General features: G+C 35.7%; 12 protein-coding genes, 1 pseudogene and 1 riboswitch. Of the genes and pseudogenes, 2 read left to right on the top strand and 11 right to left on the bottom strand.

Annotated features, from left to right (window positions below; translation table 11 throughout):
- Positions 1 to 16 precede the first annotated feature (16 nt).
- Positions 17 to 1,012 (top strand): Gfo/Idh/MocA family oxidoreductase, encoded by a 996-nt coding sequence (locus CWS01_RS01990; RefSeq protein WP_101175374.1) that lies wholly within the window; start codon positions 17 to 19, stop codon positions 1,010 to 1,012.
- Between the two features lie 254 nt (positions 1,013 to 1,266).
- On the opposite strand, the gene CWS01_RS01985 is transcribed toward CWS01_RS01990, so the two are convergent.
- The 3 genes from CWS01_RS01985 to CWS01_RS01975 all read right to left on the bottom strand — a co-directional run bounded on the left by CWS01_RS01985 (position 1,267) and on the right by CWS01_RS01975 (position 5,673).
- Positions 1,267 to 1,389 (bottom strand): anti-repressor SinI family protein, encoded by a 123-nt coding sequence (locus tag CWS01_RS01985; RefSeq protein ID WP_328588885.1) that lies wholly within the window; start codon positions 1,387 to 1,389, stop codon positions 1,267 to 1,269.
- A 35-nt stretch (positions 1,390 to 1,424) separates the two neighbouring features.
- Positions 1,425 to 1,511: riboswitch (cyclic di-GMP riboswitch) on the bottom strand.
- Positions 1,512 to 2,327: 816 nt separating this feature from the next.
- A complete protein-coding gene (locus CWS01_RS01980; RefSeq protein WP_101175372.1) occupies positions 2,328 to 3,908 on the bottom strand; it encodes a response regulator in 1,581 nt (526 codons plus the stop codon).
- A complete protein-coding gene (locus CWS01_RS01975; protein WP_101175371.1) occupies positions 3,889 to 5,673 on the bottom strand; it encodes a cache domain-containing sensor histidine kinase in 1,785 nt (594 codons plus the stop codon). The genes CWS01_RS01980 and CWS01_RS01975 overlap by 20 nt, the downstream gene beginning before the upstream one ends.
- Positions 5,674 to 5,855: 182 nt before the next feature.
- Between CWS01_RS01975 and CWS01_RS01970 the strand changes: the two genes are divergently transcribed.
- The gene (locus CWS01_RS01970; protein WP_101175370.1) at positions 5,856 to 6,839 is read left to right on the top strand and encodes an ABC transporter substrate-binding protein; all 984 of its coding nucleotides are present in this window, start codon (positions 5,856 to 5,858) and stop codon (positions 6,837 to 6,839) included.
- Positions 6,840 to 6,916: 77 nt separating this feature from the next.
- On the opposite strand, the gene CWS01_RS01965 is transcribed toward CWS01_RS01970, so the two are convergent.
- The 8 genes and pseudogenes from CWS01_RS01965 to istA all read right to left on the bottom strand — a co-directional run.
- The gene (locus CWS01_RS01965) at positions 6,917 to 7,522 is read right to left on the bottom strand and encodes a KpsF/GutQ family sugar-phosphate isomerase (RefSeq protein ID WP_101175369.1); all 606 of its coding nucleotides are present in this window, start codon (positions 7,520 to 7,522) and stop codon (positions 6,917 to 6,919) included.
- On the bottom strand, positions 7,494 to 9,200 hold the full coding sequence (locus CWS01_RS01960) for a ribulokinase (protein WP_101175368.1): 1,707 nt from the start codon (positions 9,198 to 9,200) through the stop codon (positions 7,494 to 7,496). The genes CWS01_RS01965 and CWS01_RS01960 overlap by 29 nt, the downstream gene beginning before the upstream one ends.
- A gap of 46 nt (positions 9,201 to 9,246) precedes the next feature.
- Entirely contained in the window at positions 9,247 to 10,299 is a 1,053-nt protein-coding gene (locus CWS01_RS01955; protein ID WP_205161136.1) for an ABC transporter permease, read from the bottom strand.
- Positions 10,300 to 10,316: 17 nt separating this feature from the next.
- The gene (locus CWS01_RS01950) at positions 10,317 to 11,312 is read right to left on the bottom strand and encodes an ABC transporter permease (protein ID WP_101175367.1); all 996 of its coding nucleotides are present in this window, start codon (positions 11,310 to 11,312) and stop codon (positions 10,317 to 10,319) included.
- A 38-nt stretch (positions 11,313 to 11,350) separates the two neighbouring features.
- On the bottom strand, positions 11,351 to 12,838 hold the full coding sequence (locus CWS01_RS01945; RefSeq protein WP_101175366.1) for a sugar ABC transporter ATP-binding protein: 1,488 nt from the start codon (positions 12,836 to 12,838) through the stop codon (positions 11,351 to 11,353).
- A gap of 259 nt (positions 12,839 to 13,097) precedes the next feature.
- On the bottom strand, positions 13,098 to 14,135 hold the full coding sequence (locus CWS01_RS01940) for an autoinducer 2 ABC transporter substrate-binding protein (RefSeq protein WP_205161135.1): 1,038 nt from the start codon (positions 14,133 to 14,135) through the stop codon (positions 13,098 to 13,100).
- A 289-nt stretch (positions 14,136 to 14,424) separates the two neighbouring features.
- The gene (gene istB / locus CWS01_RS01935; protein ID WP_101175365.1) at positions 14,425 to 15,171 is read right to left on the bottom strand and encodes an IS21-like element helper ATPase IstB; all 747 of its coding nucleotides are present in this window, start codon (positions 15,169 to 15,171) and stop codon (positions 14,425 to 14,427) included.
- Positions 15,164 to 16,475 (bottom strand): annotated as a pseudogene (istA, locus tag CWS01_RS01930) (IS21 family transposase); the annotation flags it as partial. The pseudogene istA and the gene istB, both read right to left, overlap by 8 nt.

Genomic DNA, 16,475 nt, shown 5'->3' with positions numbered 1-16,475 from the left:
TAAAGAGGAGGATACTATGAAACCAATTGTAACTGGTGTGTTAGGATATGGATTTTCAGGAAGTATATTTCATTGTCCATTTATACATGCTCATGAGAATTTCATATTAAAAACGGTTGTGCAGCGTCATGGGGATACGGCAAAACAAGATTATCCCTATATTAATCTTGTGAGAGATTATCAAGAGCTTTTAGATGATAAAGAAATTGAACTAGTAGTAATAACAACACCTAGTCATCTACATTTTGAGCATGCAAAGCAAGCATTAGAAAAGAATAAACATGTTCTTGTTGAAAAACCTTATACAGCAACCTATGAACAAGCTGTTGAATTAAATAGAATAGCAGATGAAAAAGGCTTATTTATTTCCGCTTATCATAATAGACGATATGATGGTGACTTTTTAACTCTATCTGAATTAAAAAAACAAGGTGCTTTTGAAAAAATATATGAAGTTAGCATGGTCTGGGATTTTAATTATCCAGTGCAGCAAGAAAAATGGCGTGAACAAGGCTATGAAGGAGCAAACTTCGTTTTTGATTTAGGAGCTCACTTTATTGATCAAGCCATACAATTATTTGGTGAACCCAAAGATTTCTATTCCATAACAAAAAAAGTCAGAGAAGGTTCCAATGTGAATGACTGGTTTGAAATTCTTTTTGATTACGGGGATTATGTAGCAAGAATTAAACATAGCTCTGCAGCTATAATGGAAGAACCAAGATATACAATCCAGACAGCGAATGGAACTTATCAATTCCTTAAAATGGGTGAACAAGAAACACAGTTAATACAAGGCGTTAGGCCTTTAGACCCTAATTACGGAGATAATGCCCTATATGATTTTCATAAATTAGATGGAACAATGGAAAAAAAACATACCATAAAAGGAAATTATTTAATGTACTATACGCAAATGGCTAAAGCAATTCGTATGGAAGAAAATGCGGAAGTCTCGAAAGAAGATGCAGCAAAAATCATTAAATATTTAGAGAGAATACAAAATAAATAGTAAAGCACTGATTTGATTAAGACAGCCTCTATACTCTTCTCCGTTGTTTGTTGTGCTCCATATTCAACTAGATCATTTACATACAACAAAAGTAGTGTAGGGGTTCTTTTTGATTTCTTCAAATGTTTTTTCTTTTGATAAGCGTTAATACCGCATTAAAGAGTTATTTTCTTTATCGAAACAAAAAATTAAACAAACGATTGATTAAGGAGAAAAGTTAGCTTTTCCTCATTATATTTATAAAAAAAGACCCCTTATAAAGAGGCCAGAAGGAATTTTCTTATTTCTTCCATTGTCATTCCTAAATTCTTAGCTTCTAAAAGCAATTTCAACCATTCTTTGTCTAGTTCTTCTTCATTAAACATACATGTTGTCATATAAAATTATGTACCCTCCTAAAATAACAGTTATTTTAGGCAGTTCAGCTGTCATCGTTGTATCCAACATTAGACCTGTAACTTTGCGTCCCAATCTTTCGAGAGGTTTGCCTTTATCTTAATTCCTGATTTTAATGAACTATAGCAAAATAGTACTATATATTTCATTTATTAAATCATTTTATTTCCTATTATTTCGACAAGAATCTGTATAATTTAGATTTTAAAAGAAGTTGGTTCATTACTAGCTCTAAACTACTGGTTTAGTTATACTAGATGCTTTTGTTTATAGATCCATATGGTAGCGCCTATTCAATCATTAGAAAACTCCCCTTATCATTCAAAAAGAATATTTTTCTAAATCATCTGAATTTTAACCCTATACAGCTTTATTTTTTCCACAGCGTACACAGCAATCAGAATAATAGCTGTACTTATGTTTCCTTTTAAAAAAGCAAAGTATTCTTTTCATGCTCAAAAACTCCTCCTCTATCACCATTAAAAATTCAAATAACTATTTATAAATTAATTAGTATGCAGCAAGAAAGTATTATAGAATTAAAATAACTATTTATGGTAATTACTATACCATAATTTGAAAGTTTGTTCTTTATTAAATACAAAAATGATTATTTCATCACACTTTAACGAACGATACATTAAAATAGACCCATTTTATTTTCTGATTATTATTTATATTTATATCTTTTTACCTATAATCGAATGTTAATCTACTTATTCTTGTTTAGCCTCTTTTATAACTAGTCCTTTATTAGTAAAAAATAAAACGGCAGCAACATGCAGCCGTTTCATTCCCACTTCCTGTTTATTTTTTTTGAAAATTTATCCGGCATTAAGGGGTAGTAAAACCCCCACTGATTGAAGTTTCACTTTATTTTCATAAGGGTGTCATATACTGCAATTATTAAGGAATCTCCTTAAACCTTCTTCCGATACTCACTAGGAGAGCAGCCAAACTGTCTTTTAAATAAAGTGCTAAAGTAAGTTGAGTTATTATATCCTACCAACTCTGAGATTTCATATGTACGATAACTGGACGCTTTTAATAAGTACTTGGCTTTTTCCATGCGCAGCAAGGTTAGATAATCGACAAAAGTATAGCCTGTTTCCTGTTTAAAGATAATACTAAAGTAACTGTTGCTTACGTTAATATGACTAGCAGCATCATCCAAGGATAGAGAAGGCGTTTGAAAGTTTTGAGTCATATATCTTTTTGCTTTATCTATTAAATTAGGAATTTTTCCTCCGCCCCGTTTATTTACATAATCGGCTATCTTATATAAGCTAGTTAATAATTGATGTAAAGCATCCTCAATAGTATGGCTTTTTGATATCTGTTTCAGTTCCTTCATTGGGTCCTCAAATATTTCTCCCATATTCCCGCCAACTTCATTTAAAGTTTGGATAGAAGACATATAAATACTGCTTACAATCAATTGAGAATAAAGATAAGAGTCTCTGCCTGCACTCTTTATATTAGAGAATAACCTTGTTACTTCTACTTTAATATTCTCTTTGTCCGTAAAATCAATCGAATAAATGATTTCTTGATCGATATTTTTAATAATGCTTGCCTGGTTTTCTTTCTTTTCCTTTATTTTTTCATAAAAAATATTTTGATTATTTCCCAGAATAAATTTATAGCCTAACGCCTCTAGCGCTTCTTCATAGGAATCAGGTAAAGATGCTAGACTAGAGTAAACAGTTCCTAATGCAATGGTAAAGGAATAGGCGGCATATTGGACCTGAAAAGAACGAATGGTATTCATTATCATCTTCATACGATTGTTTACGACAAATTCATTCTCGCCTAACAGACAAATAACTAATTCATTTTTATTCATTTCTACAAAATGCTGACTCTGTTCCTTAGCCATCCTTTCTTTCACAAAATGAAAAAGTGGATAAACAGCTTGATTATCCTTATCAGATTCATCTAACTGGATAATCATCACACTATTATAAGCAAATATATTTCCTGTCCATAATTCCTGTATCTTTTCTTTCACTTGCTCATCTGTCAGCTTGCGAAATATAAGCTCTTTAAAAAAATCTGCCTTTAAAACCGTTAAACTTTGAACGGCTCTTTCTTTTAGTGTATTCTCCTCTAATGCCTTCATTTTTTTCTGTTCATCATCCATTTTTATTTTCACAAGCAGCTGCTCTAAGTAATCCAAATCGATTGGTTTCAGAATAAAGTCATTGGCTCCTAACTTGACTGCTTTTTGAGCATACTGAAATTCATCATACCCACTAATAATGATAATGTATGTATCTGCCGATAACCTTTTTACTTTTTCTACAAGCTCTAAGCCATCCATAAAGGGCATTTTAATGTCTGTTAGAATTAATTGTGGCTCTAATTCTTGAAAAATTTGCAGCGCCTCTTCTCCATCTTCCGCCTGACCAATGACCTCCATGCCCAATTTGCCCCAGTCGATCGCTTCATAGATTCCATTTCTTATCATTTCTTCGTCATCAACTAACAGTACTTTCATTATTCATTACTCCAATCACTTTTGGAATTTTTATTTCTACCGTTGTTCCTTCTCCATATACGCTGCGAAAAGTTAGTCCATAACTGCTTCCAAAAAATAATTTGATGCGTTCTTCCACATTTTTGATTCCATAAATATTCAGCTTTTCTCCTGGAGCATCTTTTAGTGTATTGTTTAATTTTTGAAGTACATCTTCCTCCATCCCTAATCCAGTATCTTTGACGATCAGCATAATGTATTCTTCTGTTTCGATTCCCGACAGCCATATATGGCCTTTTTCCCGTTTCAGCTTTACACCATGATAGATGGCATTCTCCACAATGGGCTGCAGGATCACTTTAAAAACCTGATAAGGATATAAGTTTTCAGGAAAATCTATCGTATAGTCAAACTTTTTGGCATATCTCATCTGTTGAATAATTAAATAGTTTTCTACATGCTCTATTTCTTCTTTAATAGAAATAATATCTTTTCCCTTGCTGATTCCTATTCGGAATAGCTTTGTAATCGCCATTACCATTTTGATAGCGTCATCATTTTTTTTTGATCGAACGAGCCATACAATGGAATCAAGGGTGTTGTATAGAAAATGAGGATTAATCTGATATTGAAGCGACTTAAGTTCTGCTTGGCGAAGTGATTCTTGTTCTTTTCGGACACTATCCATTAATCCTTGCAGCTTTCGAATCATCACATTAAAACTTTCACTCAGCTGCCCTATTTCATCTTGATTTTTGGTTGGCATCTTAATAGAGAAATCGCCGGCTTCTACCTTTTTCATTAAGGTTGATACCTCTTTAATTGGCTGCACGGTACGCCGAGAGAAATGCCAGGAAAAAATAATAGCGATGGTACAGACAATAACAAAAATGCCAATAATAATATTCCTAATAATAATGCTTTCTCTTGTTAATTCATTTAGCGGAATCATTCCAACAATTTTCCATCCTGTTACAGAAGAGGTTTCTTCTATATAAATATAATGCTTCGAATATTTCACTAACGCCTCTTGCATCTTCTCTACTTTTTTAGTAGGTTCTAACTCTGCTTTCTGTGCAAGAAGATTTCTATTAAAATGGGTTACCACATAATCTTGATCATCTACAATAAACATATATCCTGTTTTTCCAAGCTTTGCTTCCACTATTTTAGACAATTCTTGTTCCGGTATATCTACCATAACCACTCCAGATATGTTGCCATTTGCTTTATCCTTGATCGGAAGCCCGGCCGCTATTAAATATTCTCCAGCAGTATGGACAATCTGCGACTCTTTGCTTGTCTGAAACCAGGTAATATCGTTTGAAGATGCGATTTTTGTATACCACGCCGCATCACTTGTTGCTTCCTTTTCTGTTCCATAATTGGATTTATATAATCCGCCGTTCCGACCAATTACATATATGCCAAAGAGTTTATCATTATAGCTTTGATAAAAATTCAATCGTGTATTAATATCTAATTCTTTTGCATACCGATCGGCTATCTTATTGCTTAATGGTTTTCTTAAGGCCTCTTGGATGGCTGGTTCATCTGCGGTCATAGAGGCCGTTTTTGTCACTCCCATTAACAGCTCATCCATTTTTTGTGTGGATTGATGGACGATTTCTTTGCTGTATTGAACAGCATTATTTTTTGTTACATTATAGCTGACAAAAAAAGCGACGATGCCTATTAAGATAATAGGTACTATCGAAAGAATAATAAATTGAAGAAGCAGTTTCCTCTGCAAAGATAAATTAGCGTAAAATTTATTTAGTATCATCTTCTCATTCCGACCTATCGTTCATGAATTTGGAATTTCACCCTATAATCTGCTTTCATTATATAGGAATTTAATGGAGAAAATAATCTATTTCCTATTATTTTTTTAAAGGAATTTCTATAAAAATGTGTTATTCTTTAAGAAATGTATAAAGCGTTTTCATATAAAAGGGAGAGCAATGGATGATAAGATTACGCATTGTTTTATTCATGTTTCTAAATGTAATAATTCTTTTCTTATTAACATCATGCAAGGAAACTTCGTCATCGCCAAAACTTTTGCAGCAGGAACAAAACGATCGGCTCAAAGTGGGATTTTCACAAGCAGAAAATAATAATCCATGGAGAATTGCCGAAACGAACAGTATAAAAAAGGAAGCCAGAGAAAAAAATGCGGACCTTATTTATTTCGATGCACAAGGTTCCTCAGAAAAACAATTAAAAGACGTAAAACAAATTCTAGAAAGCAACGTGGATTATCTTATTTTAGCGCCACGCCAATATGATGAACTTGCACCAGCACTACAGATGGCCAAGGAAAAAAATGTTCCGGTTATTTTAATAGATCGTGAAGCAAAAGGAAAACCTGGAGAAGATTATTTAACTTTTATAGCAGCAGATTATATTTGGGAAGGCGAGCAAGCGGCAAAATGGCTCGTACATAAGACAAACGGAAAAGCGAATATAGTAGAAATATCGGCTACTACAAATTCTACTCCTGCCAAACTGCGTGCATTGGGTTTTCGCAATATTATAAATAAGTATCCAAATATGAAAATAATTGAATCGCAATCTGGGGAATCTGCTAGATCTACCGGACAAAAAGTAATGGAAAATATGATTCAAACGGTTGATGAAAACATTACCGCTGTATACTCTCATGCAGATGAAAGTTCTATCGGAGCCATCCAGGCATTAAAAGCAGCAGGAAAAAAGCCAGGGATAGATACCGTTATTGTCTCTATTGATGGAGAAAAAGACGCATTAAAAGCCATCATTTCTGGAGAAATTGGGGCAACAATTGAATGCAGTCCCTTTCTTGGAGAAAAAGCCTTTCAAGTAATAGATCAACATCAAATGGGAGTAAAAATCCCTGTTCGAATTATTCAGCCTGGAAGAATATTTACACTAGAAAATGCACAAAGCTATTTAAATCAAACTTATTAGCCTACATAATAAAAAGAAAAGAGGAACTAATCGCTTTTGCTAGTTCCTCTTTTCCCTTTCACTCATAGAGCAGAAAACTATCTGCTTTTATTTAATAATTGCTCTCCAACTGCTCCACCTGGATGAATAACAGCAAATTGATCTTTTGTATAATTCATTTCATGCATCAGTGAAATGGTAATGGCGTCAAATAAGGAAATAACCGCAAGCGTACTGGCCGTTGCCAACATATTAAAGGGACATGGTTCTCTTTTCACTTGCACTTTTAAGATAATATCTGCTTCCTTCGCAATAATAGAATCAACATTTTCCGTTACAGCGATCATCTTTACATTCTTTGATTTTAAAGCGGGAATTAAGCTTGCAATTTCACTTGTTTTTCCACCCTTTGATAGAAGGATAATAAGATCTTCCTCTTGAACAAGCCCCAGCTGACCATGAACAGCATCTGATGGATTTAAATAATACGCCGGCCTTTCAATGCAGCATAAGCTATGAACTATTTTCTTTGCCGCAACGCCTGAAGTCCCACAGCCAGCTACTACCACTCGCCCTTTACACGCTTTAATTTCCTCGATCACTTGAAAAACTGCCTCTTTTGATACATCAGAAATCAAGTCTTTAATAGTCTCAGACTCAATCAACAAGGTATTCTCAACGTACTCCCACCGTTCTGCTGCCATTATCAGAAACCTCACTTTGTTTGATATTTTTTAAACGCTTCATTACATCATTTAATCCTCTGCCAAAATAATCATGGAGAATTTTATATTCTTCATATAACTTTTGATAGATTTCGTTATTTTCAGGAATTGGCGTATATGCTTCGTCTTTTACATTTGCCATCACTGTCGATGCATCAACAATACTTTCATAGCCGCCTTTTTCTTTTCCTGCTGCTACTGCCCCGTAAATCGCCGCACCTAACGCTGGCGTTTGTTCCGATCCTGCTATATGAATGCTTCTATTTGTTACATCTGAATATATTTGCATCAGCATTTTATTTTTCTGCGACAAACCGCCGCATGCATACAATTCCTCTACCTTAATTCCTGCGTTAACATGTGTATCAATAATCATTTTCGTACCAAAAGCAGTTGCTTCAATTAAGGCCCGATAAATTTCTTCCGGTTTTGTCGATAACGTCAAACCTAATAGGATGCCTGACAAATCTGCATCCATTAATACAGATCTGTTTCCATTCCACCAGTCTAATGCAAGCAGCCCGCTTTCCCCAGGAGTTAATAAAGAGGCTTTCTGTTCTAATAATTCATAGATGGATACGCCCAGTTCCTTTGCTTCTTTTTGATAATGCTCTGGAACACCGTTGTGAACAAACCATTCAAATATATCTCCAACGGCATTTTGACCAGATTCATAGCCATAGTATCCTGGCATTGCTCCATCTTCCACCACTCCACAAATGCCTTCTGCTAACCTTTCTTCTTCAGAAAGGATAAAATGGCATAAGGAGGTTCCCATAATCATAACCATTTTCCCTGGATCTGTAACACCAACTGCCGGCAGCGCAACAGGTGCATCACAAATAAAGACAGAGACTGCTGTTTGTGGCTGTAATCCTATTAAGGCAGCCATTTCTTCCGTCAGCTCTCCTGCTTTATGGCCAATCGGATATAGCTGTCTTGTCAGTTTTTGATCCACTACATTTTTTAAACGAGGATCTAACGCGTTAAAAAAAGATTCAGTTGGATAGCCATCTTCTTTGCTCCATAATGCTTTATATCCGGCAGAACAGCTGCTTCTTGCTTCCTTTCCAGTCAGCTGCATCACAACCCAATCCCCAGCTTCCATAATCAAATCTGCTGCATCATATATATCAGGCGACTCTTCCACAATCTGCATAATCTTTGGAATCATCCATTCTGAAGATATTTTCCCGCCGTAACGATGCAGGAAAACCTCTTCTCTTTGGGCAGCAATTTCATTTAATTTATTTGCCTGTTTCTGTGCAGCATGGTGCTTCCATAGCTTCACCCAAGAATGAGGGTTTTCCTTATATGCTGGAAGTTTGCATAGCGGTGTTCCATCCCCTTTTACTGGAAGAATCGTACAGGAAGTGAAATCTATCCCGATTCCAATCACATCTTCTGCCTGTATATTTGCTTTTTTTAGCACATCAGGAACAGATTGTACCAGCACATCCACATAATCATCTGGATGCTGCAATGCCCAATCATGTCCAAGCTTCACCTTTGTTTCTGGAAGATAGGTTTCTATTACGCCATGTTTATAAGGTGTAACAGATGTAGCTATTTCTTCCCCTGTTCTAACATCCACTAATAGTACTCTTCCAGACTGTGTTCCATAATCGATGCCAATAGAATATTTTCTTTTCTCCATTTCGACCTTCTCCTTCCTTCTGATAAAGTATCAGTCTCTTAACTTCCTAACCTCTTTTTTCTTTTCTTTGGCTGCTAATATAGTTGGTTACCATCACAATGATAAGAACTGCTCCCCAGATAAAGTCTTTAAAGAAATTAGTTATATGCAACATATTAAAACCAGTGGATAAAAATTGAAGAGTAAGAATGGCGACAACAACACCAGCTATTCTGCCAAACCCTCCATTAGGATTAACCCCGCCGAGTACAGCCACAAGCAATGCCTGCAATGTATAACTGCTTCCATAATCCGCATTTGCCGAGTTTGTTCTTGATGCGATCAATAATCCTGCACATGCAGCAAGCGCACCAGAATACATATAAGTTTGAATGGTGATTTTTAGGTTATTAACACCTGAATATTTAGAAGCTACAGGATTTGTCCCCATCATATAAAGCTTCATGCCATAAGAAGTTTTTTTCAGCAAGATTGAGAAAAAGACAATAAACAGGATGAAAATAATAAGTGGGATTGGGATATATAAAAGAGAACCTGCCCCAAGCTCCGTAAATAGCATCGGAAATCCATAAATGGCTTTCCCTTGGGTAATGACAATTCCTAAGCCCATAAATAATTGCATAGAGCCTAATGTGGTAAGAATCGGCGGAATGCCAAACACAGAGATCGCAACACCGTTTAATAGTCCGCATAACGTTCCAACAATAAGCGCAATAACAACCGCTAATAAAATAGTAATCAACTCTGATCCACTGCCTATTACATTAGGAATCACTTTCACCATGGCAACGCCTGACATGATGGCGGATAAATTGGCAATGCCGACAATCGATAAGTCAATTCCACCAGTAAGCATCGTAATCATCATGGCAATGGCTAGAATACCGAACTCTGGAAATTGGAATGCCATGGAAACAAGACTATCAAATGTCGGAAATAGATCTGGCTTTAAAAAACTCATAATGGCAAATACTGCAATCATCATTATCACTAAACGTGTCAGGTTGCCGTCGTTCGCCATCAAACTTTTAATCGAAAAGTTTGACGTGGAATAAGCATCTTTTTTTATCGGAGCTTCCTTCGTTTTAACCGTTTGCATAAGATTCCCTCCTCTTCTTATGAAATGCTCTGTAATTTCTTAGTAGATCTTGTTGCTTGATAGGCTGTTATTCCAGTTCCTACTAAAATAAGCAACCCAACAATAAAACGCTGCCAATAAGAAGGAATGCCAAGTAAAATTAAACTATTATTAATAATCAACACCAAAAATACACCTAAGAATGTGCCTAATACCGTTCCATGGCCACCTGTAATTCTAGTTCCTCCAAGGATAACCGCTGCAATAACTAGCAATTCAGCACCCATAAAGTCCATTGGATTACTGTTTCTCATTAAGGAAGTATGAATAACGCCAGCAACTCCAGATAAAGCTCCTACTAAACTATAAATAAAGAATTGGATCTTCACTATATTAAAGCCTGCTCTTTTAGCAGATACCGGATCTCCGCCTATTGCATAAATAGATCTTCCTAGCATGGTGAACTTAAGGATAGACCAAACAATAGCCGCAACGGCAACCAAAACGAGAATCGATATTGGGAGACTGTATACTACCCCAGTATCAGAGGTAACCTTCAGCAAATCGATTTTGGAGAATTCAACCATGCCTTTTGGAATATCGGTAATTTCCTTATATCCTACAAAAGTTAATAGAAAGCCCATAAACATGCTTGCTGTTCCAAGGGTTACAATTAAGGTTGGCAGTTTAAAACGGGAAATTAAAAACGCATTAATTAGTCCTAATAAAAGTCCAATAACTGCAGCTAGCAAAAAGGCAATCCAGATAGAACCTTGATAGTCAAAATGTGTTAATATTTTTGTTGTCGCAAACATCGAAAATGCCGCAATTGCCGTAAAAGAAACATCAATTCCTCCTGATATAATCACAATCATTGCAATAATCGCAAAAATTCCTGTTACAATGCTGCTTCTGACCAAATCAATCATATTGCCGGCAGAAAAAAAGGCTGGATTCATCATGCCAATAAAAACGGATAAAACAACTAACGTTAGTGCCACATAAAATTCATTGGATTTCATGAATTGTTTCATCTCTTCTCACATCCTTCATAATACTATCTTCCTATCATTTAACTGCTTAATTGCTGGCCAAGCTCTTGTTCCGTAATAGCCGTATTTTGAAATTCATTGACAATTTTTCCTTTTTTCATAACAAGAATGCGGTTACAATTATGAATAACTTCGGAAATATCATCCGAAATGACAATAACGCCTACTCCTCTTCCCGCAAATTCTCTAATGATTCGATGAATTTCTGCTTTTGATCCAATATCGACTCCAACAGTTGGACCATTTAATATTAAAATTTTTGGATTCGTTGCCAGCCATTTTGCCAGAACCACCCTTTGCTGATTTCCACCAGACAGCACTTGCACTGGGAGTTTGTGAGATGGTGTTTTAATCGTTAGGTCTGTGATCCATTTATCCATTTCATGATTCATTTTTTTATTGTCGACTAATTTTGATTTCTTTAAAATACGGTCAATAACACTTACCACAATATTTTTGCCAATAGATTGGGATAAAAACAAACCTTCTGTTAATCGATCTTCTGGAACATATCCAATCTGATGTTTAATCGCATCATGGACGTTTTTGATTTTCACCTGTTTCTCCTCAATAAATATGCTGCCAGAATCAACCGGCAATAAACCGAACAAAGACTTCGCAAGCTCTGTTCTTCCAGAGCCAAGCAATCCTGTAATGCCCATGATTTCTCCAGGATACAGCTCAAAAGATATATCGTTAAAGCCATTTTCTTTGCTTAAACGGTCCACTTTTAATAAGGCTTTATCTTTTTGAATAGATGGTTGGTAGAAGTTATCTTCTATCTCTCTTCCTGTCATATACTCTACTAATTTTCTTCGTTCAATCTCCTGTATATCTCCATCCTTTACATTTTTCCCATTTCGCAAGATTGTTATTTTGTCGCAAATCTCATACACTTCATCTAATTTATGGCTGACAAATAGAATAGAGATGCCTTCTTTTTTCAATTCATTAATAATAGAAAATAAGGATTTCACTTCTTTTTGTGTTAATGCCGTTGTTGGCTCATCCATAATAATCAATTTCGCATTTTGCAAGATTGCTCTTGAAATGGCTACAAGCTGTTTATCTGCAACAGATAAAGTTTCCACCTTTGCTGATAAATCGATGTTGATGCCTACCTTATTAATCGCTTCTTCTGCAACCTTGTAGACATACTTCCAATTGATTACTCGTTTATTTTGAGCAAGCTGTACATTAAGGGCAATGTTTTCTGCAACCGTCAAATTAGGAAAAATAGAAAAGTCTTGATAGATTACTTGAATTCCTTCTTTAATGGCATCCATTGGCGAGAGATTTTTATAGCTATTGCCATTTATCTCTATAGAGCCCTCATCTGGTTGATAAAATCCAGAAATCATTTTAATTAAGGTTGATTTTCCACAGCCATTTTCCCCTGCTAAACATCGGACTTCCCCTTCATTAATCGTGATACTTACCTGCTGCAATGCTTTTACACCGGAAAATGACTTGCTAAGGTTTGTTATCTTAATAAGCGGTTTCTTCAATTGGTGATCCCCCTTTCTTATTCCACAGCCAAATTTAGGAAGAGAGTGATTCTAAGCTTTTGATTTTCGTTCCAGGTGTTCGCTTTCCGCGGACGAGCGCCGAGCCGCTTCGTCGCTTTGCTCCTGTAGGGTCTCGTCTGTCTCGTTTTTCCCGCAGGAGTCTCACACCCTCCACTTCAATCAAGATACTGACAAAATCAACCATTAGCTTTGATAAAGTCTTTTTTGCTTGTAGAATCACTCTCTATCCATCTATTTCTTAAAAATCATAATCATCCATATTTTCTTTTGTTACATCAATCCATGCTTCTCCATAAAATGTTTTTCCGTCTAATTTAAGGTTGTCGTAACCTGGAGCACCTGCATCAAATCCATCTTTTAACTCTTTCTCTTTGCCTTCTAAAATCTTATAAGCTAATTTATTCGCAGCATATCCAGCATCAGCAGGATCCCAGAATGAAATCATATCCAAAGAACCGCTTTCTAAGTATTTTCCAGCTACAGAAACAAGACTAGTTCCAACAATTTTCACTTTTCCTGTTAACCCCATTTCCTCTACCGCAAGCGCAGCACCTGCAGCATCAGGCATTCCACTTCCTTGAATACCTTTTAAATTTGGATTCTTTTTCAACAGCTCTCTCGTATTGTCATATGCTGTTTTTTGATCATCATTTGATTCTAAACGATCTGCAACAAGCTCCATTTTTGGATATTTATCTTTTTGTAGCTTAACCGCAGCATCAATCCATTCATTATGCGTTTTTGTTGTTAAATTGCCTACAAACGTCGCATATTCCCCTTCCCCTTTTGTCAACTCCCCTAATTTATCCATCAAGTGAGCACCATACGCACTATTGTCAAATGCCTCAATATCATAATCAATATTCTTTAAATTAGAAGCTTCATGGCTGATTACCACAATCCCCTTATCTCTCGCTTTCTTCAGCACAGGCTCCAATGCTTCTGGAGAAAATGGAACAACCACAATCGCATCAACATTCTGTGCAATTAAGTCCTCTATCATTTGTACCTGAAGAGCAGCATCTGCCTTTTGCGGTCCAATTTGATAAGCATCTACCCCTGTTTCATCCGCAAAACGTTTTACACCAGCATCCATTCTTTCAAACCATGCACTATTGCTCAATTTAACAACCGTTGCAATTTTATATTTAGCATCCTTTTTGCCACTGCCCCCAGACTCCCCTGAACTTTCCGTTATATTGCCACAGCCAGTAAATAAAGCTAAACATAAAACACCTAAAACCATTACCTTTAAAGACCTCTTCCAGTTCTTCAACTAAAATTCCCCCTATTCTGTTTAACGAGCACTTTCTTAAAAACGCTTTCATTTTAATGTTACTTCTTGTTTCTTACTGATTACATCTTATAATCAACTCGACCAATAGTTAATAAACGATTCTTTAAAAAAGCTTAACTATTATCTACAGTTTTTGTTTATTAACAATGAGATTGATTTTTTTATGGGAATGTAAAAAGCCTGAGTCAGGGTTTTTATCTGACTCAGGCTTTTGTAACCGTCAAGTGAAATTGAACAGTTTTTGCTAATTTGGTTTGGACACTTTTGCTTAGAATAAATTTTGTCTATTTTTCATCCGATAGCTATCTCCGTTCATAGAAACTACCTCTACCCGATGCAATAAACGATCCAAAATTGCTGTTGTTATTCCTTCATCACCCATTAATTCTCCCCATTCTTCTGGGGACTTATTAGATGTTAATATGATAGAGCTTCGCTCATATAAATGATTAATTACTTGAAAAAATAGATTTGCTTCCCGTTGATCCATGGCCATATACATTAAATCATCAATAATAACTAAGTCTGAAGCTTGAAGTCGCTTGATTTGCACTTGTGATTTGTGTGTAAATTCTTGTGTTTTTAATAAATGAAGTAATTCCCCCATCGTCACAAAGTACACTTGAAATCCCTTCTGAATAGCTTCTATGCCTAATCCTACAGATAAATGAGTTTTTCCTACTCCTGGTGGTCCTAATAAAATTAAATTATATTGTTGCTCCAACCAATTCAACTCTTGGAGTTGTGTGAGTTGACGCTCACTTAATGCATTTTGTTCTTTTACTTGAAATTCCATTAAAGTCTTGTGATAAGGAAATTTAGCCCACTTCATCCGTCTTTCTATACTTTTTTCTTCTCTTTTATTCAACTCAAAATGAGTGATTGCTTCAAGAAGTTCTAGATAAGTCCACGATACTTGCTCTGCTTCTCGAAGGAGCCTAGGAAGCTCCTCCGCTGTTTCTACTAAGCGTAATTGCTTGAATTGAGATTGTAGTTCTTTAACAGTTTGGTTCATTCTGTGCCATGGAACGGAAAATTTCTAATTGATCTCGTCGATAACGTGGATATCTATTAAGTACCTCATCTATGTACTCATTTGCGTTTTCCTCATTTTCAAATGCCGCCACTATGCTGCTTTTTAAAACTTCTACTCCCTTGGAACGATCTCTACTATGACTTCTATTTTTGACAAGTATCCCTTTTTCTTTGCTAACCACATGCTTAGCAAGGATTTCATCATTCTTACTATTTCTAATTATTAACGTATCTTGATGTAGTCCAGTTATTTGTATAAATACCTTATTATCTCCATTTACTTTATACGTACCGATAGGTACTGAGTATCTATTAGACTCAAATCTTATAGTATTGTCCTTGTTCACATTTCTTGATATACTTGACCCAATGGTACTTTCTTTTGAAAGTAGGGGAGAGACTGGATGTAGGTGTTGCTTTTCGAGGAGAAACACTTCATCTGGTCTCTTTTTTATTGTGTGATGTACATTATGATTACCTGTACGAACTAGCCATTGATTGGCACGTTCATTCCAATCCTCAATATCTTTAAAGATACGACTATCCGCAAAATTCCCTTTAATATATTTGACGACATTTTCTATCATACCCTTTGATTCTGGATCTGCTTTCCTGCACAAATGTATACGAAATTTCCTCTCTTTGACGTACGCTTGAAATGCTGCTGTTAAAATAATTTCTCCTGCATTTTCACTTACCGTTAATAAATGGTCTTGATCATATACAATTTCTTCTGTTTTTCCTCCATAATGACGAAAGGCATTTTCATGACATCGAATGGCATCCTGTGTAGTAAAAGGTCGATCCTGCCACTCCATATATTTATAACGGGAATGAGCTAAGACAAATGCAATAAAGTAAAGCTTTACTTCTTTTTTCTCTACTGTTTTTTGTTTTGTTCCTCCCCAATCTACCTGTAATTGTTTACCCATTGGCTGCTGAGGAATTGCCTCATAGTGTCTGACCTTTACGGTCTTTGCAATTTGATACTTCTCCCGTACTTCTTGAATATATAACCGAACTGTACTATCTCCAACCTGTAGGTGGGGAAATTTCTCTAATAACCAGTCCTTAATTTGAGCTGCACTTAAATGCGGATATTCTTCTAGCCAAGCTAGAATCCAATCAAGGTATTGGTCTAGTTTCTTTGTTTTCTTCATTCCTTCTCCAAATGATTGCTGTGCTTCGTCAAAAGTCATATCTAAATATTTATAAACGGTTGTTCTGGATATTTTAAACTGCTTTGCTATACGAGAAACTGAAAAGTTTCGTTTTGCCATTTGT

The organism is Niallia nealsonii, from assembly GCF_002835805.1.
Lineage (GTDB): Bacteria > Bacillota > Bacilli > Bacillales > Cytobacillaceae > Niallia > Niallia nealsonii.
This window is presented reverse-complemented; position numbering and strand designations above follow the sequence as displayed.

Coding starts and splice junctions, on each gene's coding strand:
- CWS01_RS01985 (WP_328588885.1), bottom strand. CDS start 1,389: ATGACAACATGTATGTTTAATGAAGAAGAACTAGACAAAGAATGGTTG.
- CWS01_RS01970 (WP_101175370.1), top strand. CDS start 5,856: ATGATAAGATTACGCATTGTTTTATTCATGTTTCTAAATGTAATAATT.
- CWS01_RS01960 (WP_101175368.1), bottom strand. CDS start 9,200: ATGGAGAAAAGAAAATATTCTATTGGCATCGATTATGGAACACAGTCT.
- istB (WP_101175365.1), bottom strand. CDS start 15,171: ATGAACCAAACTGTTAAAGAACTACAATCTCAATTCAAGCAATTACGC.
- CWS01_RS01950 (WP_101175367.1), bottom strand. CDS start 11,312: ATGAAACAATTCATGAAATCCAATGAATTTTATGTGGCACTAACGTTA.
- CWS01_RS01965 (WP_101175369.1), bottom strand. CDS start 7,522: ATGGCAGCAGAACGGTGGGAGTACGTTGAGAATACCTTGTTGATTGAG.
- CWS01_RS01955 (WP_205161136.1), bottom strand. CDS start 10,299: ATGCAAACGGTTAAAACGAAGGAAGCTCCGATAAAAAAAGATGCTTAT.
- CWS01_RS01980 (WP_101175372.1), bottom strand. CDS start 3,908: ATGAAAGTACTGTTAGTTGATGACGAAGAAATGATAAGAAATGGAATC.
- CWS01_RS01990 (WP_101175374.1), top strand. CDS start 17: ATGAAACCAATTGTAACTGGTGTGTTAGGATATGGATTTTCAGGAAGT.
- CWS01_RS01975 (WP_101175371.1), bottom strand. CDS start 5,673: ATGATACTAAATAAATTTTACGCTAATTTATCTTTGCAGAGGAAACTG.